General features: G+C 40.1%; 25 protein-coding genes and 1 pseudogene. 13 read left to right on the plus strand and 13 right to left on the minus strand.

The window, feature by feature from the left end; translation table 11 throughout:
* Positions 1-22: 22 nt before the first annotated feature.
* Positions 23-1246 (minus strand): maltoporin LamB, encoded by a 1224-nt coding sequence (gene lamB, locus OCV27_RS15125; RefSeq protein ID WP_125319972.1) that lies wholly within the window; start codon positions 1244-1246, stop codon positions 23-25.
* A gap of 445 nt (positions 1247-1691) precedes the next feature.
* Here lamB and glgX point away from each other — a divergent pair, with 445 nt between their 5' ends.
* The 3 genes from glgX (at position 1692) to OCV27_RS15140 (ending at position 4996) form a co-directional block, all read left to right on the plus strand.
* Positions 1692-3641 carry a glycogen debranching protein GlgX gene (gene glgX, locus OCV27_RS15130; RefSeq protein ID WP_125320011.1) on the plus strand — a complete coding sequence of 650 codons (1950 nt, stop codon included), beginning with the start codon at positions 1692-1694 and terminating at the stop codon, positions 3639-3641.
* Between the two features lie 96 nt (positions 3642-3737).
* A complete protein-coding gene (locus OCV27_RS15135) occupies positions 3738-4598 on the plus strand; it encodes a glycerol kinase (protein ID WP_125319971.1) in 861 nt (286 codons plus the stop codon).
* A gap of 149 nt (positions 4599-4747) precedes the next feature.
* Positions 4748-4996: a hypothetical protein gene (locus tag OCV27_RS15140; protein WP_125319970.1), complete on the plus strand. Its 249-nt coding sequence runs from the start codon at positions 4748-4750 to the stop codon at positions 4994-4996.
* Between the two features lie 214 nt (positions 4997-5210).
* On the opposite strand, the gene folM is transcribed toward OCV27_RS15140, so the two are convergent.
* The 8 genes and pseudogenes from folM to OCV27_RS15180 form a co-directional block, all read right to left on the minus strand.
* A complete protein-coding gene (folM, locus tag OCV27_RS15145; protein WP_125319969.1) occupies positions 5211-5930 on the minus strand; it encodes a dihydromonapterin reductase in 720 nt (239 codons plus the stop codon).
* A complete protein-coding gene (gene folE, locus OCV27_RS15150) occupies positions 5927-6565 on the minus strand; it encodes a GTP cyclohydrolase I FolE (protein ID WP_125319968.1) in 639 nt (212 codons plus the stop codon). Before folE ends, folM begins: the two co-directional genes overlap by 4 nt.
* A complete protein-coding gene (gene folX / locus OCV27_RS15155) occupies positions 6566-6943 on the minus strand; it encodes a dihydroneopterin triphosphate 2'-epimerase (protein WP_125319967.1) in 378 nt (125 codons plus the stop codon). It lies immediately after the preceding gene.
* A 275-nt stretch (positions 6944-7218) separates the two neighbouring features.
* Positions 7219-7443, minus strand: a complete 225-nt coding sequence (locus OCV27_RS15160) for a DUF3820 family protein (RefSeq protein WP_125319966.1) — start codon at positions 7441-7443, stop codon at positions 7219-7221.
* A gap of 80 nt (positions 7444-7523) precedes the next feature.
* Positions 7524-7877, minus strand: a complete 354-nt coding sequence (locus tag OCV27_RS15165; protein ID WP_125319965.1) for a helix-turn-helix domain-containing protein — start codon at positions 7875-7877, stop codon at positions 7524-7526.
* A gap of 111 nt (positions 7878-7988) precedes the next feature.
* Entirely contained in the window at positions 7989-9155 is a 1167-nt protein-coding gene (locus OCV27_RS15170; protein ID WP_125319964.1) for a D-alanyl-D-alanine carboxypeptidase family protein, read from the minus strand.
* Positions 9156-9382: 227 nt separating this feature from the next.
* The gene (locus tag OCV27_RS15175; RefSeq protein WP_125319963.1) at positions 9383-9751 is read right to left on the minus strand and encodes an NADH:ubiquinone oxidoreductase; all 369 of its coding nucleotides are present in this window, start codon (positions 9749-9751) and stop codon (positions 9383-9385) included.
* A 307-nt stretch (positions 9752-10058) separates the two neighbouring features.
* A pseudogene (locus tag OCV27_RS15180) lies at positions 10059-10255 on the minus strand (alternative ribosome-rescue factor A).
* Positions 10256-10682: 427 nt separating this feature from the next.
* Between OCV27_RS15180 and OCV27_RS15185 the strand changes: the two are divergent.
* The 3 genes from OCV27_RS15185 to OCV27_RS15195 all read left to right on the plus strand — a co-directional run bounded on the left by OCV27_RS15185 (position 10683) and on the right by OCV27_RS15195 (position 12029).
* Positions 10683-10892 carry a cold-shock protein gene (locus OCV27_RS15185; protein WP_006960450.1) on the plus strand — a complete coding sequence of 70 codons (210 nt, stop codon included), beginning with the start codon at positions 10683-10685 and terminating at the stop codon, positions 10890-10892.
* A gap of 68 nt (positions 10893-10960) precedes the next feature.
* Positions 10961-11500 (plus strand): YaeQ family protein, encoded by a 540-nt coding sequence (locus tag OCV27_RS15190; protein ID WP_125320010.1) that lies wholly within the window; start codon positions 10961-10963, stop codon positions 11498-11500.
* Positions 11493-12029: a hypothetical protein gene (locus tag OCV27_RS15195; RefSeq protein ID WP_245986668.1), complete on the plus strand. Its 537-nt coding sequence runs from the start codon at positions 11493-11495 to the stop codon at positions 12027-12029. Before OCV27_RS15190 ends, OCV27_RS15195 begins: the two co-directional genes overlap by 8 nt.
* A gap of 38 nt (positions 12030-12067) precedes the next feature.
* On the opposite strand, the gene hmpA is transcribed toward OCV27_RS15195, so the two are convergent.
* Positions 12068-13240 carry an NO-inducible flavohemoprotein gene (gene hmpA, locus OCV27_RS15200; protein ID WP_125320009.1) on the minus strand — a complete coding sequence of 391 codons (1173 nt, stop codon included), beginning with the start codon at positions 13238-13240 and terminating at the stop codon, positions 12068-12070.
* Positions 13241-13480: 240 nt separating this feature from the next.
* Between hmpA and norR the strand changes: the two genes are divergently transcribed.
* The 5 genes from norR (at position 13481) to OCV27_RS15225 (ending at position 17801) form a co-directional block, all read left to right on the plus strand.
* Positions 13481-15070: a nitric oxide reductase transcriptional regulator NorR gene (gene norR, locus OCV27_RS15205; RefSeq protein WP_125320008.1), complete on the plus strand. Its 1590-nt coding sequence runs from the start codon at positions 13481-13483 to the stop codon at positions 15068-15070.
* 51 nt (positions 15071-15121) lie between these two features.
* Positions 15122-15481: a glutaredoxin family protein gene (locus OCV27_RS15210; protein WP_125320007.1), complete on the plus strand. Its 360-nt coding sequence runs from the start codon at positions 15122-15124 to the stop codon at positions 15479-15481.
* A gap of 20 nt (positions 15482-15501) precedes the next feature.
* The gene (locus OCV27_RS15215; protein WP_125320006.1) at positions 15502-16128 is read left to right on the plus strand and encodes an HAD family hydrolase; all 627 of its coding nucleotides are present in this window, start codon (positions 15502-15504) and stop codon (positions 16126-16128) included.
* A 106-nt stretch (positions 16129-16234) separates the two neighbouring features.
* Positions 16235-17125, plus strand: coding sequence for a DMT family transporter (locus OCV27_RS15220; RefSeq protein WP_125320005.1), 891 nt, complete (start codon positions 16235-16237; stop codon positions 17123-17125).
* A gap of 52 nt (positions 17126-17177) precedes the next feature.
* Positions 17178-17801 (plus strand): glutaredoxin domain-containing protein, encoded by a 624-nt coding sequence (locus OCV27_RS15225; RefSeq protein ID WP_125320004.1) that lies wholly within the window; start codon positions 17178-17180, stop codon positions 17799-17801.
* A gap of 68 nt (positions 17802-17869) precedes the next feature.
* On the opposite strand, the gene OCV27_RS15230 is transcribed toward OCV27_RS15225, so the two are convergent.
* The gene (locus tag OCV27_RS15230; RefSeq protein WP_125320012.1) at positions 17870-18217 is read right to left on the minus strand and encodes a hypothetical protein; all 348 of its coding nucleotides are present in this window, start codon (positions 18215-18217) and stop codon (positions 17870-17872) included.
* 61 nt (positions 18218-18278) lie between these two features.
* Complete coding sequence (locus tag OCV27_RS15235) at positions 18279-19457, minus strand: multidrug effflux MFS transporter (RefSeq protein WP_125320003.1); 1179 nt, start codon at positions 19455-19457, stop codon at positions 18279-18281.
* 112 nt (positions 19458-19569) lie between these two features.
* On the opposite strand from OCV27_RS15235, the gene OCV27_RS15240 reads away from it, so the two are divergent.
* Both OCV27_RS15240 and OCV27_RS15245 read left to right on the plus strand, forming a co-directional pair.
* The gene (locus OCV27_RS15240; protein WP_125320002.1) at positions 19570-20448 is read left to right on the plus strand and encodes a LysR family transcriptional regulator; all 879 of its coding nucleotides are present in this window, start codon (positions 19570-19572) and stop codon (positions 20446-20448) included.
* A gap of 123 nt (positions 20449-20571) precedes the next feature.
* Entirely contained in the window at positions 20572-22422 is a 1851-nt protein-coding gene (locus OCV27_RS15245; RefSeq protein WP_125320001.1) for a putative bifunctional diguanylate cyclase/phosphodiesterase, read from the plus strand.
* A 30-nt stretch (positions 22423-22452) separates the two neighbouring features.
* Here the strand turns inward: OCV27_RS15245 and OCV27_RS15250 are convergent, their stop codons facing one another.
* Positions 22453-22965, minus strand: a complete 513-nt coding sequence (locus tag OCV27_RS15250) for a nicotinate-nicotinamide nucleotide adenylyltransferase (protein WP_125320000.1) — start codon at positions 22963-22965, stop codon at positions 22453-22455.
* Between the last annotated feature and the right edge of the window lie 47 nt (positions 22966-23012).

Consider the following 23012-nt stretch of genomic DNA (forward strand, 5'->3'; position numbering starts at 1 on the left):
AAGGCACAATGAGTTTGAGGGCTTACCACCAAGCTTCCACTTGGATGCCGACAACGTACTCAGAATCTTCACCAGTACCAAATGCGTTGTCATCTTCAGTATCGGTTATGTAAGACCCATAAACACGCAATTCAGGGCGTGCCCAAAAATCATTACCCATTGCCCAACCTTGCGCCACGGTAAGTTTAGTATTACCAAAGTCTTCTTTGGCTGTTCCTGCTGAATTGATCCTCTCGCCCATATTAACACCCGCTTCAAAAGTCGTACGCATGGTGTCATTCCATTTATACATTGGGCGAACTACAACAGAAAACTGGTCAGTATCAGACTTAAATGACGTCGCATTATTACCTGAATCAGCACCACCAATATCACTACCTGCCATAAAGGCTAACTGATGGCCCATTTCCCAATCATTGCCAAGGCTCACAACGCCCCAGTTAAGTAAGCGATATCCAGAAGCCTCGTTCTGAGCGTTGTTTGCGCGGTTGTAACCTGCACCTGAACCGTATGATGCAACCTGAGAACCATAACCATTGGTTCCGAACTGGAGTACTGTCTGGTTAAAACCAATCTTCATATTTTGATGTAAGATTGCCGATGCCAACAAACCATCGTCAGCATCAATATTTTTGCCGTCTTTTTCGTTTGAGAAGTTATAGGCTAAAGCCAGCTCAAGGGAGGCATCTTCCCACACACCAATGTTCGCTAAACGAGTATCGAATATATAACCTGCCCCGTTGTCATCTTCACCATCTTGGATAAGAGCAACGGATAGTTTCTGATTGCCCAGAGACACATTTTCAATACCGCCGCCAGTTCCAGAAGTATTTAAGAAGTAAAAATCTGTAATATGGATATCTTTGCGCTGGTAATACGTTTTACCAGCCCATAGTGTGGCTTCTTTGTCCGAAGCAATCAGACCTTTTGCTTTTACTGCAAACTGAGCGACATTAATATCCCCATCTTCACTGCCCGATTGACCCTGATCTCCTTTGTTTAACATAGATTCAACGCGCCAAGTTTGTTCACCTGTTTTTAGCTCTTCAGAAAAGCCAAATTCATAGTAATTGTCGTTTTCATTACCCAGACGACCGATACCAGCCTTATTAATAGCAACATCACTACCAGAATTACCGCTAATTCCCGTACCGGCTCTGAAATAGCCATTGAAATCAAAGGCCAAAACAGGTCCGGCGACAAGAGCTGCAGCCACTGCAACCGCAACCAAGTTCACTTTTTTCATTATTTACTCCATTTAAGGTTTATTATTCTTATGCCTGACTCATTGAACGATCCTGTAAAGGCAGAAACAAAATCATGAATAAGCGAGATAAGAAAGGTTAAGAACAATGTCTCAACCTATTTGCTCTAACTACTGACAGACTAACTATAAGAGGCAGGGTTGACTTCCTCCACCCTAAGTAGTTTTTTAGGGGGATGAGAAAGGATGAGAAAAATAAAAAACAAGAAATTTTTGGGTTTAGTTCACAAATATAGGGGTGATAAAATACTAAAGATGTCTTTATAAGCCCAATAAAGCCCAAGTAAGATCAACTTTTAATATGAAAATACAGAGGTTAAATACCCATAATGACAATTTTATTTTCAATAAGAAGGCGCTTGACGTCTTTACAACAAAGAGATTTACTTAGTTCAGTTATTAAATGACAACTGATGCAATATTAATTATGCCTTGTTCTAGCCCTTATCCTCTTGGTGCTACTTTAAACAGTGATGGATGCAATTTCTCTGTTTATGCGCCCGATCACAATAATATACTCCTTGCACTATTTAATGAAGATAACCAATTTCAAACTTACCCATTAAATAATGAATATGCCGGCATACAACATATTCACATTGACGGAGTGAAAGTTGGACAAAAATATGGCTTTATTATTCATCATCCAAACGGCGACTATCTCATATCTGATCCATATGCTAAGGCACTAGAAAAGCCTCTTCACTATACACCGCCTTACACACCAATCGAGAGTTTCCAAATCGCAAAGTCAGTGGTAGTAGATAACGACTTTGATTGGCAGGGTATATCCAAACCTCTTCGTCCGAGAGAAGAAATAGTACTGTTTGAAACTCATATTAAAGGTGTGACTAAGCTAAACCCAGACGTGCCACATTGCCACCAAGGTCGTTACCTTGGTTTGGCCAGCGAAGCAATGATCGCATTTTACCGAAAGCAAAATATCAATACGATACAGCTGTTACCCATTGCCGCTTGTATGCATGAACCTCACCTGCTGCAAAACAACCAATCTAATTATTGGGGGTACAATCCGTATGTATTTATGGCCCCAGATCCTCGTTTTGCAGAAACAGATGCAGTGTCTGAATTCAAAACAGTCATTAGAGAACTCCACCGCCATGGAATCGAAGTCATCCTTGATGTAGTGTACAATCACACTGCTGAAGGAGGTGACGAAAGCCTGCTGTTTAACCTAAAAGCTTTAGACAATAATTATTATTTCAAGCATGGTGATTTGTTTGCAAACTTCACTGGCTGCGGAAATACTCTCGATTTGACCTACCAACCCGCACTAAACCTAGTAATGGACAGCCTCAGATATTGGGCAGAAGAATATCAGATAGATGGATTTCGTTTTGATTTAGCGGCTACATTAGGTCGCGAAGGGGATGCCTTTAATCCAGATTCAGCTTTCTTTAAAGCCGTTGCCCAAGATCCCGTGCTCAAACAAGTGAAGCTTATTGCAGAGCCTTGGGATATAGGACCAAATGGTTATCAAGTCGGACACTTTCCAATTGGCTGGAACGAATGCAATGATAGGCTGCGAGACATCACCCGAAGCTTTTGGCGAGGCGATCATGGCTATCTTAAAGAGTTCACGACACGTCTAATGGGATCAAGGGATTTGTACAGTGCTGCCAACTGGCCATATAACCTCACCGTCAACTATATCACTTATCACGATGGGTTCACTTTGCAAGACTTGGTTTCTTACCGCCAAAAGCACAATTATGATAATGGTGAGCAAAACCGTGATGGGCATGGAGATAACCGCTCAGACAACTATGGTGTCGAAGGTGAAACAGACAATCCTGCCATTATTGAAAAGCGCGAAAAGCAAAAACGTAATTTTATGGCTAGTTTACTTTTTTCGTTTGGCATTCCACACATACTCACTGCAGACATAGTCTCACATAGTCAAAAAGGGAATAATAATGCCTATTGCCAAGACAATGAGTTGAGTTGGTTAAACTGGCGACCTTCACCTGAAAAAGACAATTTTAAACAGTGGATGAGTAACATAGTAGCTGCTCGTCATCACTTTATGGCTCCATTTATTAAAGCATTCAGTGGTAAGCACCGACATGATAATCGCATTCACTGGCGACGTGTCGATGGAACCGCAATCGAACATGATGATTGGAATACACTTAATGCAGTAGCTTTGCACCTTGGTTTGGGTAATCAAGGAGAGGAAATGTTCTATTGTATTAACCAAACCAATGCACCAGCCCATTTTAGTTTGCCAAGCAATTATAAACAGCAATGGGTCACTATTTGTGATACCCATTGCTATGAGCTCAATAAACACATTGAAGATAAACAGATCCTTGTTACACCTTGTTCACTGATTATCTTGCATGCCAAACGCTAATTGTCATTATCAACAGAGTCTCTTCTACTCGCTTGATTAACTAGACTGTTTATCTAACAATACGGCTAAACCTTCCCCAAAGTAAAAGGAAGAAACATGGCAGATAAAATCTCTACAACTGCACTAGCTAAGCTACGAAACACAGAGGTCCAGCAGCTATTTAAAACGCTAAAAAATGCAGGCTATGTTAATCGCCATGAAGATGCTTGGCTACTCACAGAAATAGGGAAGAAATTTGGGGGGGAGTATCTACAACACCCCAAATACGGCCAGTATATCGTCTGGCCTGAAAACTTGCTTATTGACTGTAGCTCTAGTAGTGGAAAACCTCTAAGCGCAACACAACTTGGCCAACGTTTTTCTCTCAACCCCAAAAAGGTCAATCAACTACTTCAAGAACTTGGTTGGTTGCACAAAGCTGATAATGGATGGCAGATCACCAACAATGGCCTAAAAATCGGTGGTTACCAGAAGCTAGACCGACAAAATGATCAGCAGTATGCCTTGTGGCACGACTCAATTGTGCACAATAAACGTTTTAAGCGATCTGTCTTGGAGTTTTCTGGCCAACAAGCTGAACAATATTCTACAAACAAATCCATCTATCATTTTAGGCAAAAGTTTGAAGCAAAATATCGAACCTTAGACGGCCATTATGTCCGTTCGAAAGGCGAACTGAAAATTGATAACTGGCTATACATGAATGGTATTATCCATGCTTACGATCGCCAGCTGCCCGTTGAGGAAGACATTCTAAGCAATTTTTACCTTCCTAGTGGCAAAGTCTATCTCCAATACTGGGGAAGCGATAATTTCACAGATATCGAAAAAGAAAAGATTCAAGCCATCTATCACAACAATCAATTTAACTTAATAGAAATTGAATCTAAGGAGATAGATAGGCTGGATGATACTCTTCCCGCTAAACTAAAAGAATTCGGAATATCAGCATACTAATTTATATCTCGTGGTTAGGATCTATTGACCTTTGTGGTTGAATTTTGTTCGAAAGATCCATAGCACCTAGAAATCGACAAGAATGATGGCTAGAGTGTAGGCTTATATTCACATCGACCACTCAATGAGAGTCTATAGAGATTAGTTTTATGTTTAGTGATGACCGTACCATTGATAGCCTAGAAGAGCTGGAAGCTTTTCTGATAGCAGTCGAAAATGGTAGCTTTGGATTGGAAGTAATTGCGGGTATTGCTCTTGCGACCAATAACGCCGACGGACGCCATTTTGTTGCAGTGCTGGATGACAACCATCAATTACTATTAGCTAGATGGGTAACCGATGATGTGTTCCAAACTGGACAAGATATGGTGCGAAATGGCCCCAAGAAAAGCCATTAATTTGGCTTTTCTTATTTCAATGGCTGCGACTATAACCCACCAAAGCCAAAGTATTTAATATCTACTTCAACTCGGTTTTTCACCCTTCTGGCAAGTAACATTGGCGAAAAGTATGCTACTAGTGACCATGTAAAATAGGTATGACTATGTATAGTAGGTATGACTATGTATAGTAGGTATGACTATGTATAGTAGGTATGACTATGTATAGTAGTCAACGCAAATGACGTCCTCCGTCAAACTGCAAATTTCTACCTGTCATAAAATGGCTGTTAAGCAACATTTTTACGCCTTCAATCACTTCATCAAAACCTGCCTCTCTTGGAAGCAAGGCTTTGGCCAGTGTTTTATCTTTGTATGCAGCCCCATCATCTGGGTTAAATTTTAACAATGCTGGCGAGATAGTGTTCACTTTAACCTCAGGAGCAAGTAATGAGGCAAAGGATAAAGTCAGATTGTTCATTGCAGCCTTACTAGCAGCATAGGCAATGTGTTTTTTACTACCTTTTTCAGCGACATAATCTCCAATGTGGATAACATCAGCATGACCATTTTTGCGAAGAATATCTTGCAGCGCTAAATTGATTTGGTAAGGAACTGAAACATGTACCGTCATCATACGTTGCATAACAGCTGCTGCACTTTTACTAGACTCAGCCTGACCATTATGGTCAGCAGACCAATCTGAAGCATTATGAACGATAGCCCTAATAGTGGCATAATTTTGCACTAGTTGAGCAACAAAGCCATCCACTTGATCTTGCTGATAGAAGTCAACCTGATAAAGATCAGCTCCTAACTCTTTAAGGTCAGCAAGAGATGGGTATTCTGTGCGATAAGTACCAGCCACTTGATAGCCATCTTTTAATAATGCTTTGGCTAACTCAAAACCTAGGCGTTTACCAACACCAGTAATTAATATCGTCTGGCTCATTGTAGAAACTCCGCGCGAGTTTGAGGATCTGTTTTAAAACAACCACCTAAGGCTGTTGTTGTTGTATTGGAATTGACATCCATCACTCCTCTCGATTTAACGCAATAGTGTGTCGCGTCTATCGTCACTGCAACATTTTTTGTTTCAGCTAGAGTCTGAATGGCAATAAGAATTTGCTGAGTCAAACGTTCTTGAACTTGTGGGCGTTGAGCGAAAAACCGCACTATCCTATTTATCTTTGAGAGGCCAATCACCTTTAATTTAGGTAAATAGGCTACTTTCGCTAGCCCATCAATGGTGACAAAATGATGCTCACAGGTAGAAGTTAGATTAATATTTGACACCTTCACCATCTCATCAACATTCATTTTATTCTCAATGACAGTGATTTTGGGGAAATTCATATAATCTAGCCCGGAGAATATCTCATTAACATACATCTTGGCGATACGGTGGGGTGTTTCGGCTAAGCTATCATCATTCAAATCTAAACCGATTACTGAGATCATTTCAGTAAGCAGTCCTTTGAGCCTTTCATATTTTTGCTCAGGACTCATAAAACTATCAACAAGTGGTGTCTCCAAACCCTGTTCAATAAGTACTTCTTTTACTCGCTTTGCTTCATCACTTATCATCTAATCACCCTTGTTTTCTTCGTTTGAGTAACTTAATGTCAAGGAAACAGAATCAGCGAATCTCAGTGCATGAGGCTTATCAATCGTCACTTTAGCAAAGCTCACCACAGGGTTATCTACACATAGGCCGAGCACATCACTAGTCAATTTCTCCAACAACAAAAACCGCCCATTTTCAACATGGTGGATAATATTCTTACAAATAGTTTTATAGTTTAGTGCATTATCAACATTGTCACTTAAACACATACTATTTGCCAGATAGTGGATCTCAACATTAATAATTATGTCTTGCTGCTTTTGCTTTTCATCTTCATTAAAACCAATAAACGTCCTAAGCCTAAGATTAGTGATATTGATTATTGCGTTATGGATCATGGTAATTACTCGCTAGTCGATACATTTTATCAGTACGCTCACCACCACTGAGCCGAACATTAAACTAGGAAAAGCTCATTTAAGTCAGCTAGATAGTTACAATGCGCTCTGGTCATACTAGTACAGGTTACTGAGTTTTTTCAACTCGACCCATGTGAAATAAGACTCTTTTAACTCAAACTGAGGTATTGTGCTTTCAAGATTAATAAGGATATAGATTGCCAACCACACGCTGACAACCATCAAATCAATTTGATACAAACAAAACACAAAATCTAGCGCGTAGAACCATTCTTTAACGGTTTGACTAGTGTATCTAGTCCTTCTATTTTTAGTGCTAAACAGAGTTTAAGCAGATCTCCTAGTTCCCCTCTCGGAAAGCCATTTTTATCGAACCACAGTAAATATTCTTCAGGTAAGTCAATCAGCACGCGTCCAGTATATTTGCCAAATGGCATCTGAATGCGTGCTAGCTTAATCAAGTTTTCTTTTTCTAACATGGGAGGCTTCAGGAATGAGAATATGTGAGATTTAGGGTACCACTGAGCAAAAGACTATGGTAGCGAACATAAAAATTCGCCTATTCTTCGTTGATGGTGTGCGCATATTCAACCACAATCTGATTACCCTCAATGTAGGCATTTTGAATTTCACCATCCACACTCAAACGACTTTTTAGATACACAACTTTAGGCCCAGAATCATTCGCTTGCTTGAGGGAGGGGAAAGTGAGCTTGGGATCTAGACGAAGCAAACGACAAAAGTGACTCACAAATGACATAGTAAGTGGCTGATCGCCTCGTAGAAACTGAGAAAAACTAAGCTGACTGATTCCTAGTTTTTTTGCAAACTCCATTTGCGTAATACGCATTTTCGATTTCTTTGACATCCAAGTCGAATAGAGCACTTCTCGATCTTTTTCCGTAAATTCCATGGTTAATTCTCAAATCACATATTTGACCTCAACTATGTGACCTTTTCTTAACCAAGATGTCAGCCAACCGTTAATGTTAGTTAAAGACTAATCTCATTTATGATTTACCTTCTAAAACCAACTGGCAATAAACTGCTTAAACCAATCGAACAGTCGTTTTAGCATGCTTCCTTTCTTAATTTCTGACTGGGCAACTAGATCAGTCACCACCAGTGGTTGACCCTCTACAGCGTATATAACACTGCCTACTTTTTCCCCTTTGGCAATGGGAGCAACCAACTCACGATCAAATTCTACTTCTGCTTTTAACTTATCTATATCCCCCCTAGGTAAAGTCAGGTAGATATCTTCATTCACTCCTACCGAGAGTTGATCTTTGTCTCCCATCCACACCCTAGTACTTGCTACGATATCATCAGCTTTGTTAGGGGAAATAGTATCAAAAAAACGAAAGCCATAGCTCAGTAGCTGCTTGCTTACAGATTCTCGGCTTTTAGAACTTTTAGCCCCCATAACAACAGCAATTAATCTCATATCTCCATACGTTGCTGAAGTCGCTAAGCTGTAACCTGCCCCACTCGTATAGCCGGTCTTCATACCATCAACATTGATACTCCTATCACGTAGAAGCCCATTTCGGTTATATTGAGTAATACCATTATACGTATAAGAGGTTTCACTATATAAAGAATAAATACCTGGCAGATCACGAATAATCGCTTGCCCAAGCTTGGCAATATCGAGCGGTGTAGAATAAAGCCCTTTGCTGTCTAAACCGTGGGGATTGCTGTACGACGAATTCTCTAGCCCTAATTTTTCTGCCCATGAATTCATCATATTCACAAACGCGCTCTCGCTTCCAGCCACATATTCAGCAATGGCAACACTCGCATCATTGCCTGATTGAACAATCAGGCCTCGATACAAATCCATCAAAGCGACTTTAGTACCCACTTCAATAAACATTTTTGACGAGTCAGGGAAATTTTTTGCCCATGCTTTTTTACTGATTAATACCTGATCATCCAATGAAATATTGCCAACTTTAACTTCTTGTCCAGCAACATAGGCCGTCATAAGCTTGGTTAAGCTCGCAGGATTGAGCTTGGTCTCAGAATTTTTTTCAACTAATACTTTTCCAGTGTTATAGTCGATTAAGACATAACCTTTTGCAGATAATGAAGGCGGATCTGGGACAATCGTTGGCGTAGAAAAAGCATTGAATGCCAAAGCTAAGGTACACCACAAGGCAGCTTGGCGAAGAAAATTTATTATCATGGGACATTACCACTCAAGTCACAATTTATCGTACTGTTTATGCGTTTGAGTATATACAAACAATTGAGCTATGTGTTTGCTTTGTAACCAATAGTTACTTATCCATACTAGCTTTTATTAATTTATGAGAATTAAGCGCCATTTATAGGTAAATAGTTGCAAAAAATCAGCGCTAATAACGCTGATTTTACTGAAGTAAAACACAACAATTAATTGTTAGTCACATGCTATCGTGTTTGAGAAGCACTTTGCACGGTTTTTGGTTTAGGTGTAATACTTTCTCGATAAGTAAACCATAAGTATGTCACAACCAAAGAGAAGAATAGATATGACAGCGCAAATACGAATGGTGACGATATCAATTCCTGAGACAGGCCCCAACTTACACCCGCAACAGTAATAATCAATTTCGAAAACAAACCAATAATGAGAAGTAATAACGCTAACTCAGGAAAGCGTGTGCTTCGAAAAGCAAACCAATAGCAACTACCAACTGCTATTGCAGAGATACATAACCCCAGCATGAATGAGTGGAGGTGTTCAGCAGAGAGGACGCCAGCTGAAATTGACGCAACGATTATCAGGAAAAGTTTCATCTTCTACTCACTATGACTTTAGGTGAAAGTTAATTTTCATTTATGAAAACTCATTTCCTGCATGTTTACATCACTTTTTCAATCAATTCAAGTGATAGATTTATGATGTTTTCACCATAAAATATTGCTATTAACATATGTAACATAAAGGTTAAGCCTATGTTTTATCTTATTCCTTGACGTTTAAAGAAATAATTGAATCACACATAGAAAAAACACAAAAAGTTACACTTTATTAACAAAGGAAACATCTAAAGTTTTAAATAAAAAATAATAACTAAAAGCCCAATGGGAGTCATTGGATAGATCAAACAAATAAAGCCCTATTCAAAAGCAAGACTAAGCAGCTTTTGGATAGGGCTCTTTGCCCTTGTGTTTCAGCTTACGATTAAAGCTCCCTTTTCCCTTCTTAGCTTTTTCTACACGAGTCCTAAACAATGGACTGGTAACAAGCGCTTTGAGTGCATTATCATGGATCTCACCTCGCCCAATCTCTAAACTCATCTGCGGAGATTGAATTTCACTATTCTTTTTTTTGGTACGATTAACCATAGTACTTACCTATACTCTATTTTATAAACAACTGACAATTAATAACACAACAATCAATTAAATCACATTTCATCAAAAAATCATCAACATTTCGAATATTACACTAGTTAAACTGCAAACAGTAATATTTTCGAAACTCTACTCAGCGCAAGTTTCCAATGAAAAAGTCTTAGAAACAGAAAAGTATCATATGAATTTTATTGACTTAGTGCCACTTACCTTTAGACTATGAGTCAGCTAGAAAACGGTTCTTGTTTTTATTTCGCCGTTTCGTTGGATTTCTTGTATTTCTTCCGTGACGTCGTGCGCAATAGCAATCTCCTTTTCCACGCTATCGTTGCCGTTATGGCTTTTAAAAGATTTATCAAGGAAAAACATTATGTCAAACACTGTTACTGGTACAGTAAAATGGTTCAACGAAACTAAAGGTTTCGGTTTCATTCAACAAGAAAACGGCCCTGACGTTTTCGCTCACTTCTCTGCTATCACTGGTGACGGCTTCCGTACACTAGTTGAAGGTCAGAAAGTTGAGTTCACTGTATCTCAAGGCCAAAAAGGTCCTCAAGCAGAAAACATCAAATTAGTTTAATTTTTAAACTAAATGAATTTCATTAGCCAGCTCTACGCTGGCTATTTTTTTATGTGTAGAAAATAATTATGGCACTAAAACCGACTATTTTTAAATTCCGGCTCTCTATTTCAGATACCAATAGAGACCTATATAGCTCGCCACAGTTGACCATAGCTCAGCATCCGTCAGAGAATACAACTCGGATGCTCGCCCGTGTGTTAGCATACTGCATAAAGTACCAAGCAGAATTGACATTTACCAAAGGTCTGTCATCAATCGAAGAGCCAGATCTTTGGGTAAAAGCATTAGATGGCACAATTTCACATTGGATTGAGGTCGGCGAGCCAGCTCTCGATCGTATAAAGAAAGCGACTCGCTTAGCAGGTAGGGTTGATATTTTTAGCTTTACTAATAAGTCTGACGTTTGGTGGGAACAAAATAAAAATAAATCACATCAGTATGATGCTAATATCTATCGTCTTAGCTCCGAAGGTATAGAAGCCTTATCTGAAGTAATTCAACGGGGGATGGATCTGTCTATCATGATCAGTGGAACAAGCGTATTCGTTGATTGTGATAAAGGTTCATTTGAAATTCAAATAGAAACACTACAATCCAATGAGTGAACTCAACCAAGCGTTTCAAAAGATAGGTATCAGTTCACTACAGCTAATCAATGACCATCCACAGTTATGGCAACAATTTTTGCAACAACATTCGGTGTTATTTACCAAAGTTAAGCAACATAAACCCAATGCAGCAGATGAATCTCACCTACTAGGTATTCTAACTAAAGCTCATATTGAATGCCTATCAAATGTTGAACTCAATCAAAAGGCTGTCAAAACTATGTGGCAGGCACTCAACAAAACTTTAGGTGCCGAATACGCCAAAAATTTTGAGTATCAAGATTTCCACATGCTAATACTGGTTACGCATGTCTGGCTCTACGTTCAGGGTTACTTAAAAATGGATTTCAGCCTAGCTAACGATCATGCAGATGCCACAGCAAAGACAATGAGAGAGCTGTCAAATTCAGACACTCACAAGATTCGGGCTCAGTTTCTCGCTAGCTTTTACCTCGGTAACAAAAGTTCACCCATTGCATCAAATCGAATTTCAATTTGGAACTGGCTAAAAAATAATTTCGGCTGATTATAAAGGGTTCCCTGCAGGAAACCCTTTGTCAAAAATCATAAGTAAGCATGAGGGCCAAAGACTTCGTAGTGAATACGATCTCTTTGTACCCCATGGTCCTCTAACTGCTTGACCATGATTTCCATGAACACAACTGGCCCACAAAGATAGAAATCAGCACAAGTTAAAGATAATGAACTTGCTACCGAAGATAGGTCCATTTGACCTTTAAAATGTGCCTCACCATTCAAATACCAAGTAAACTGCTGCCAGCCACATTGGTCAATAAGCTGATCAGTTTCATGTTTAAAAGTGTGCTGATGAGAACTGTTACAAGCATACAAGTACGACACATCTTGCTTACCCGAATCCGCTAGCACTTGTAGCATTGACTGCATAGGTGTTGCACCTACACCCGCAGAAATAAGCACTACAGGGGCACCTTTCTCCTGATAATAAAAATCACCAGCTGGTGCGTATAATTGAACCATATTACCTTCACTCACTTCATCGTGAAGAAAATTAGACACCAAGCCTTTATGCTCACCAACTTCGCGTTTAACTGAAATACGATAATTTTTACCATTGGGCTTTTGCGACAATGAATACTGACGAATCTCATTATGCTCGCCTAGCGATGGTTTAACTTCAACTCCAACATACTGCCCAGGAACATAATCAAGTACCTCACCACCATCAACTGGAGCCAGTATAAAGCTCATCACTAGTTCAGATTCTTGCGTTTTCTCTCTTACAATAAACTGACGCGCATTTTCCCAGCCTCCGATTGCTTGCTTTCTTTGCAGATATAGTTCACCCTCACGATCAATAAATACTTTTGCAAGAAACAAATAAGCAGCCGTCCATGCTTCTTCTACCTGCTCTGTAAATGCGTCTGGTGCTAATTCACGTAATGTCTCGATTAAATGATGGCCAACTATCTGATAATGCTCCGCTTGAATATTGAAACTGGTGTGTTTATGAGCAATTCGCTCAACAGCAGAAGCCAATGCCTCCAAGCTTTCAATATTCTTTGCGTAAGCAGCAATCGCTTCAAATAAAGCCACACTTTGGCGACCTGTCTTCTGATGCGTCATATTGAAGATGTCTTTCAACTCTGGATTATGTGAAAACATACGCTGATAAAAATGCTGAGTTAAAACTGGTCCGGCACTTTCTAGCAAAGGAATGGTACTTTTTACAACGTCAATGTGCTGGTTATTGAGCATCTATATATTCTCCAAGTCTGGTTACTCTTACCATGCTTTTGCACAATCAGTGCCAAGTCACCAAAACGCGTAATTACTTGGATTCTAGTGAATAATTAGTCTTATGAAAGTCATTTAGACCTATTGAAATAAGTCCAAATGACTCTATAATAGTCTAATAACATACTGACTGTGACTGTATTTTAACCGCCCCAATTGACTGCAAAGGCATCACAATTCATTCTGGAGTCTACCGCTAGCATGCAAGATATTTCTGTTTCTACTTTAATCGATATGACAATTGGCCTTGCTACTGGTCATAATGAGCAAGAGCGATTTCACAAATTGCTTGATGCGATCCGCAAAGCGATTCAATGTGATAGTATCGCGCTACTTTCATTACAAGGTGAAACTCTTATTCCACTCGCTATCCAAGGCTTGACAAGAGACACACTAGGACGTCGATTTATTATCAGCGAGCATCCACGCTTAAACATCATATGTTCATCAAAAGTGGTAGTACGCTTTGATACCAATTGCGATTTGCCCGACCCGTTTGATAATTTGCTAATTGATTACGAAGGTGACCTCCCCATGCATTCCTGCATGGGCCTGCCACTTATCTATGCTGATAAGCTTCTAGGGATACTGGCACTTGACAGCTTAACGCCCAATGTCTTTGACCAAATTCCAACACGTAGCTTAGAGGCTTTGTCAGCAATCCTAGCTTCAACACTTAAAGTGGCTATGACAGTCAATCAACTCGAACAGCAAGCAAAACAAACTCAGCAACGTTTTGAAGAACTAAACGAAGATGCATTGGAACGAGAAGGAGGAGAAATTATTGGAACAAGTCAAAAGATGCTCTCGTTAAAATCGGATATCGAGGTAGTCGCACCCTCTCACTTTAACATCCTTATAAACGGCGAAACAGGGGTCGGTAAAGAGTTAGTAGCCCGAAGCATTCACCACTTATCCAATCGACGTAAACAACCCTTAGTGTATGTTAATTGCGCTGCTATTCCTGAAAATTTAGTTGAGAGTGAACTGTTTGGTCATGTTAAAGGTGCATTCACTGGCGCTGATAAATCCCGCTTAGGCAAATTTGCGCTTGCAGATGGAGGGACGCTTTTTTTAGATGAGATCGGTGAACTTCCACTCAATGCACAAAGTAAAATCTTACGAGCTCTACAAAACAATGAAATCCAGCCCGTTGGCCAAGATACTGTTGAAACCATAAATGTTCGTGTATTGGCCGCAACCAACCGCGATCTCCCTGAAGAAGTCGCTGAAGGGCGATTTAGAGCGGATCTTTATCATCGCTTGAGTGTTTACCCAATTAGTGTTCCTCCACTACGTCAACGCGAAGGCGACATTACTCTTCTGGCAGGTTACTTCCTTGAGCAGGCAAGGCGTAAGCTTGGTATCGTTCAAATCAAACTAAGTAAAGATGCTCAACATCTGCTACCACATTACAATTGGCCGGGCAATGTACGCGAACTAGAACATGTTATCAACCGAGCAGCGCTAAAAGCTAGAGCACGAGTTAACAACGCCAAGCTAATTTCAGTTTCAATTGAGGATATTGGGGAGCTAAATACCTTACCAATTAAAATACCCACAGACCAAACTTCTCTCGCAACTTATATGCCGGAGGTAACTTGGTCAAAAGGGCTACGTGAATCGACAGAAGATTATCAAAGGCAGCTAGTCACACACGCACTTACCGAAGCTCAATTTAACTGGGCCAAAGCCGCTCGCCAGTTAAAAACAGACCGTGCGAATCTAACTCGACTTGCCAGACGATTGGGGCTGACAGTAACAAAGCAACACAAGATCAGTACTCATTAAAGACTAACTTGGGTACAATGTTACTATAAATACCATGTTGTAAGGAATATTATGAAGTTCGTCCGTTGGTTCTTAGGCCGTGTAATTCTGTTGCTCAATTTTATTTTCTCACCTAAAGGTGTCAAACGGTCTAATCAAGATCAGCAAAAAATTGATGATAAAGCAAAACAACTCGCATTATACCAATTTGAAGCTTGTCCATTTTGTGTCAAGGTGCGCAGAGCAATGAAACGCCAATCAGTAAATATTGAATTGCGTGATGTCATAGCTAACCCGCAGCATAGATCCGAACTTGAAGTGGGCGGAGGAACAATAAAAGTGCCTTGCTTAAGGATAGAAAAAAATAACACGGTAGAATGGATGTATGAGTCATCTGATATTGTTACGTATTTGGAAAAAGAATTCACATAACGTCTACTGAGGAAGCTCACATGGAAGTGATGGATCTAGACATAGGAAAGATCAAAGCTGTCGTCTTTGATTTGGATAATACTTTAGTTAGCTCAAGTCTAAATTTTAAATGGCTGAGAACACAAATAGGTTGTCCAGAAGACATTGATTTACTTACTTTTATTGACGGGCTGGATTGCTCTCAATCTGCACAGCAAGCAAAGCAGTTGGTACTCAAACACGAACTTGATGACGCAAATCATTCCACCCCAATGCAAGGTTGCCATGACTTACTCGGTTACATTGAGCAAAATAAACTATACACCGCCATTATTACACGTAATTGCTACCAAGCGTCCCAACGGAAAGTGGAACAACATAAGTTGAACATTTCACGCATCATTAGTCGTGAACACTTCCCACCTAAACCTGCCCCAGACTCTTTGTTAGCGCTTGCCGATGAATGGGGGCTAACCTCTCAACAAGTTCTATATGTGGGCGATTATGTCTATGACTTACAAGCTGCCAGCAACGCAAATATGCCTTCTTGTCTTGTCACTCATGGTCAAGTCAGCTCATTTTCTCGTTATGCGTCAGTGAGCGTGGCAGAGTTAGATGAACTGCTCACTTTACTAAAGTACAATGTTACGCCTATTTTAGTAAAGTAATTTAAATGACTATTTCAGCAAAATTCAAATATTAAACAGTAAGATAGATGACGAATAAGCGATAACGTCGTATGATTCTGCTTACTCTTTTTCTAATAAGATAATTATGGTTTCAAAAACCCATCACCCAGTACAGGGAGCAAGTTGGATGCTCACGGCTGGATTAGCGTTTGCATTGGTTAATAGCCTTGCGCAAATTGCCAGCATTAAATTTGGCTTATCTTCTACGACCGTCGCTCTGCTTCAATATGCGATAGCACTGATAGTTATTATGCCGTATTTAAAAACTCTTGGCATTCGTCAATCCTTACGTACAAACCACCTCGGCTGGCATATTTTTCGTGTCTTCATTTCTGTCATCGGCATCCAGCTGTGGTTATGGGCCCTCGCCTACCCTGTTCCTATTTGGCAAGGTATTGCCTTATTAATGACATCTCCACTTTTTGCAACCGTGGGTTCAGGCTTATTTTTAAAAGAGCAAGTTGGTATAGCTCGCTGGGGAGCAACGCTATCTGGTTTTATTGGTGCCATGCTGATCTTAGAACCTTGGGCTGATGACTTTAGCTGGGCGACATTACTTCCTATTGGCGCTGCATTTTTTTGGGCCTGTTACTCGTTAATGGTCAAAAAATTATCCTCTGATGATTCACCATCCACTATGGTTGTCTATTTACTGGTTTTGATTACCCCATTTAATATTCTGCTCGCGATACCCGACTGGCAAACACCAACAGGCGGTTCGATCTGGCTAGTATTATTCGCAGCAGGCGCACTGACAGCTTTAGCTCAATGGGCTGTCGTAAAGGCCTATTCTGTTGCAGATGCGTCTTTTGTGCAGCCTTTTGATCACGCTAAATTACCATTAAATGTGCTGGCTGGCTGGCTTGTCTTTAGCTGGGTTCCACCAGGTAGATTATGGCTTGGCGCGGCCATTATTATTGCATCTGTTGCTTTCATCACTCAATGGGAATCAAAAAAATCTCGCCAATTGAAATAAATACCAGCCAATCTCGTTCTATTAATTATAGATATGTATGGGAGAGAGCTCTATGACAGATCCAATCAAAATAACGCTATATCGCTGGGGTGGCAGTTGGGGGCCATTTAGTGTCAAAATTCCTTGTGGAGAATGCACGCTAACCAAAGATATTCTAAAAGATACATTTGAAAATGAATTGTCTGACGTCGCCGTTGAACTGGAAGTCAAAGACTGGTTATCTCACTGGTGGGAACCACTTAAAGTGGGAGCATGGCACGCACCTATTCTTATGGTTGAAGGTAAAGTTGTCAGCCAAGGCGAAGCGTTAAACCGTGGTGTCTTAGTTCAATCGGTCATAAAAGAGTGGACAAAACGTGACACGCTTAAAGGTAACATTGTCTATGGTAAGGCTACCTGCCCATATTGTGTCAAAGCAAAAAAACTGCTCGATGATGCTGGGATAAAATACCAGTACCATGATGTCGTTAAAGATAGCGCAGCTTTATATCGAATGATCCCTGAAGTCAAAGCGATTATTGGTGAAAAGACACCCGTTACTGTCCCACAAATCTGGCTCGAAAGTCAGTTCATTGGTGGCGCTGACAACCTTGCAGCTTGGCTTGAGAAAAAAGGACTGAATAACGTTCCAGATAACGTCGTCAATTTAGAAAATAATCAAAGCTCTGCTGGTTAAAAACAAGGCCTCAATGGTTGGCTATCTAACTATTGAGGCCATTCATTATCTAGAACTTCTCGATTAGATTATCGTTTGGGCTGCTGAAACGTTTTACCTGCAGCTTGATAAGTTTCTTTTCGTTTTACGTCAAACATCACTTCAAAGAACCAAGCAACAAAGCGCACAACATCATCGCCTTCATTCATAATATGCTCAATATATTCCTGGTCTTTGCCCTCTGGATTGTCCTCAATGGTCACGTGGTAAATACGTTGTTCACCTTCAACCTCTGCCAAAGCAAACTGACCTGCCAGTGACAACGCAGCTTGAGCGATTTCTTCATCTTCACTAACTTTTAGTAGTTCTAGGACTTGTGGCAAGCTATCTTGCTTACAAAGCGCAATCACTAATTCAGAAAATTCTTTGTGTTCCATCATCACTCCTTCAGAGTATGTGTCAACTAATCAGCGCATTGTATCAGGCAGTCGATGTCTTTCAAGCAAACTCTTGATGTATGAATGGCTTTACGCGACTAACGTACAATACGGTCGCCATGATAGCTGCACAAATAAGGTAAAACACACCTAGTGCTATGCTGCTTTGTATCCAACTCTCAACTAAATAGCCACCGAGCAGTCCAGCAAAACACATTTGGATAGCTCCTGTTAAAGCAGATACTGCTCCAGCCTGTCTTTTATATGGTGCCAGTAACATTGCAATTGAGAGTGGAAAAGATAAACCTTGAGCAACCACCATCCAAGTAAACGCCCAAGTAATATTAAATATTGTCAAGTCTGCCACGATTAACCATATTCCTGACAGCACAATAATACCGGCTGCTAACCCAAGGATTTTCCGTGAGTTTAAGTAACGATTTAGAACATTTAATGCTAAAGTTCCAGCTAATAAACCCGCTGAAGGTACTACCATCACAGTTCCATATTGAGCTGCGGTCAAACCCAATTCGTGTTGCAGGATGAATGGCATCACAGACAAAGAAACAACACATGCCAAATAAGTAATCCAGTTATAGCTAGCGCTGAAAAGCACTTGTCTACTCTTGATTAGTTTTACATAATTTAATGCCACTGTTCTTATATTGAACTTTGTTCTTTCATAAGTCATTGTTTCAGGCAGTAAGTAGTAACCCAAAACAAAAGTTGCAGCCAAATAGGTAAACACAAAGACAAAGACGGACTCCCATCCAAAATAGAATGCCACCCAGCCACCAAGTACAGGGGCAAGAACTGGCATGATAGATGCCGTTACTGAGACATACGACAGTGCTTTTGTTAACTCATGACCATCATAGCAATCGCGAAGAACGCTCCGACCCAAAACCGACGCACTTCCAGAGCCTAGCCCTTGAAGTAACCTCCCAAACACCAACAACCAGAGATTATGGCTGTATAGAATACATAGCAAAGTTCCAATCAAATAGACGCCCTGACCTAAAATAAAAACAGGTCTTCGGCCAATAGCATCAGATAAAGGGCCATAAAAAAGCTGTGAACAACCAAAACCGATAAGAAATAGAGTAACTAATAGTTGTGCATCGGACTGACTGATTTGTAGGGCGTTACTGATCATTGGCAGTGAAGGTAAATAGATGCTGACACCTACCTGTCCTGTCGAAATAATTAACATCGCCATTAAAATCGGCGCTCTTTTCATCCCTATACCTCACATACTTCATGTGCAACAAAGTTTAAATTAAACTCTATATAATGATAATATCTTCAATTGGAAACTAATTACTTCCATACAGGAAAGAGTAAGGTAGAAAATGGATTGGATCCAAAGCGTACAGAGTTATATTCGAGTTGTAGATGAAGGCAGTTTTAATGGAGCTGCTCGTAAAATGAATGCGACGAGCTCTGCGATAAGTAAGCGAATTCACTGGCTCGAAGAAAGAATTGGCGTACAACTACTTAAACGTACCACTCGCAGTGTTACTCAAACTGAAGCAGGAGCTCTTTTCTATCAGCAGGCGAAAATTCAATTAGAAGGGTGGCAATCCATTATTGATGAAACACGCTCAGTTAATCAAACACCCGCTGGCCTATTGAAGATAGGTGCCACCATTGCCGTAGGTTCTAAGTTCCTAGTTCAATATCTGGATGATTTTCTCCAGATGTATCCTGATATACGAATACAATTAATTACTACCACTCCAGGTCAGTTACCAGAGCTCAGCTTAGATCTTTTTATTAGCAGGGAACTTGAACAACTTAACTCTTTAAGCTTTAAAGCCACAGCTCTGTTCGAGCACAATGCTGGATTCTACGCTTCCCCAATCTATTTAGACCGATATGGAGAGCCGGAAAATATCGAACAACTCACCCAACACAACATACTAATTTGGGGGGAGAGACCCCAACGGGAAGTCAAACTCAACAATGGTAAAAGGGTTGTCCTAAAAGGTAACTTTGCAACAACTAATCCTGAAGCTCTTTTCTACGCAGCAAAAAATGCTATAGGCATACTTATTTCAAATGACGTTATGATCAAGGATGAATTAAAATCTGGTGCACTCAAAAGAATTTTACCCGCTATAACTACTGAGGAAACAACTGTTTATGCCTATTACCCTAAATTAGATTACCAACATACCCGTACTAAACTGTTTCTCGATTATCTTAAAAATAGATTGATAGACCAATAGGCTGGCCGTAGTCGAGAGAAAAAACTTTGCCAAAATTTGAAATAATATGAGACCTGTACCATATTTAATCATAGCATTACCAATAAATAAGTGATTTAAATCACGACAAATTAGGTGGCTCAAATGGCTAGGACACCAGTACAGGTGGCATCTATAGATTTAGATGTCATTAATCATACGTTGCAACTTGATGGTGCTGAGTTGTTAGATCAAGTGACCAATGTGTTAAATCAACATTTTGAAACATATTGCACCTGTATCGTAGAAATAGATAAATTTAATTCCAATGGCTATTGTTTATCCCAAGCTTGCTTTGATTCTAAAAGTATCCCCCATTCTTACTCACTAAGAAGTACTCCCTCGTTTCGAGTAAGTCATTCTCAACTGGATTATTTACTTTACACTCAAAAAGTCTCTTTGCAATTTCCAGAAGACACTTACATCCGAGAGCATGAATTAGAAGCTTATATCGGTATTCCGTTAAAAACAGCTTCAGGTGAAGTACTTGGCGTACTTTTATCAACATTCAAGCAACCGATTGAAAACCCTAAAGAGCTGATATATTACCACATATTGCTCGCTAATATGGTAGTACATAGCTTGCGAGTAAAGTGGCTCGCGGCACGGTCTGATAGTCTCGTCAAACAACTCAGTTACGAAGTTTCCCATGATGATTTAACAGGCCTACTAAACCGAAGTTATTTGTCCGACAAGCTTGAACGTTTAGCTGAATCACATGCTAACTATTTGGCATTAGTCTATGTAGATATTGATAGCTTCAAATCTATTAACAATTTATATGGACAATATATTGGTGATCAAGTACTTAAGTTTGTCGCTCACGCTATTGAATCTTCACTACATATCAGACAATTCGCCTTTCGCATCTCTGGTGACGAATTTGCATTTATTACTTACGCCAGTGACCCTATAGAAACATGTCGGCTAATATTGGCCAAGCTCAGTGCTGGCTATACTGACCCTGTACATAATGTCAAAATCAATGTCAGCATGGGTATAGCGATCAAATCAGATCATAGAGTGAATGCCGAACAGTTGATTCTCAATGCCAGTTTGGCACTTAAAGACTGTAAGCAGTCGAGAAAGTCACAAATAAGATGCTATGATACTGAACTAAGTGCTCAGTACTATAGACGTACCCGAGTAATTGATGCCTTACGCAAAGTGCTTACATCAGGCCATAAAACATCAAACGAGATTCATGTTGTCGCTCAGCCAATCGTCAAGCTAGGTCAAGAGCACTGGTATTATTTTGAGATTCTAGCTCGTTGGGAAAGCCGTTCGCTCGGTTTTATCTCACCGACTGAATTTATTGAAGCCGCCGAACAATCAGGTTTAATCGTCGATTTAGGCGAAAGAATTTTTGAGCTGACTTGCTGGGCTAAAAAGCAATTGGAAACAGGTTTAGGGCACAAAGTGAAGTTAGGTATTAATTGCTCTGCGCATGAGCTCAATGATCCACATCGTTATCTTACACATATCACCTCAACAATCGGCCGTTATGGATTTAAACCCGAAGAGTTCACCATAGAACTCACCGAAACCGTACTACTCACACAGGCAAGTGAGATTGGGGATATTCTCAATAAAATGAGACAACTTGGTTTTTGTATTGCCCTTGATGATTTCGGAACTGGGTATTCAAGCCTCAACTATATTCATCGATACCCAATAGATTGTATCAAAATCGATGCCAGCTTTATTCGTAATATGTTCAATAACCCAACGTCTGAGCGCTTGATCTGGTTAATCATCCAACTTGCCAAACAACTCAAGGTTGATCTCGTTGCAGAAGGCGCTGAAACTCAGCAAGCGGTTGATAAGCTACACCAGATGGGTTGCGCGCAAATTCAGGGATACTACTATTCACGCCCACAAAAGCCTGAAGCAATTATTGAAGCACAGAATAACATCGGCCCTACTGAACCGCCGCCCGCAGTCATCACATGCTGAAGGTCAACAAACTCTAAGACGCTGTAGAAATTAATAGAATTTCTTACTGTTCAACAACTGGCAAACTCGAGGTGTTGTCAGGCTACTAATATCTTGTTTTTTTGCGATTGCCTGCCTGATATCAGTACTTCGCACCCTAACTTTCTCTGGACAAGCCATCACCGACCAAGTACTGAGGATCTCATCAGCTTTATAGAATTTTGCAAAGTTGAACAGATTATCTGGCCCTATAACAAACGTAATATTATCATTAGGATATTGATTTTGAAGTTCACTCAAGACAGCATAAGTTGTCACTGTGTGTTTTGGCTGGTATACCCTTTCTTCTATGAGGCTTAACTCTACATTTTCTAGCAATAAATCTTCAATGAATGCCTCAACCAAATGACAGCGTTTTGCGTATTCAAGCATCTCCTTACCCCATGCATGTGAGATACTTGGTACTAGCAAAACACGATCAAAGTGTCTCAGCGACTCAACAATACTCTTATGACCAAGGCTTGGTGGGTTAAAAGCACTGCCAAACACCGCAATTTTGTTCATTTTTTTCCCTGATATATGTGAATTCACTATTCATAGTTTTCTAAACT

Source organism: Vibrio pectenicida, from assembly GCA_024347015.1.
GTDB classification, from domain to species: Bacteria; Pseudomonadota; Gammaproteobacteria; order Enterobacterales; family Vibrionaceae; genus Vibrio; species Vibrio pectenicida.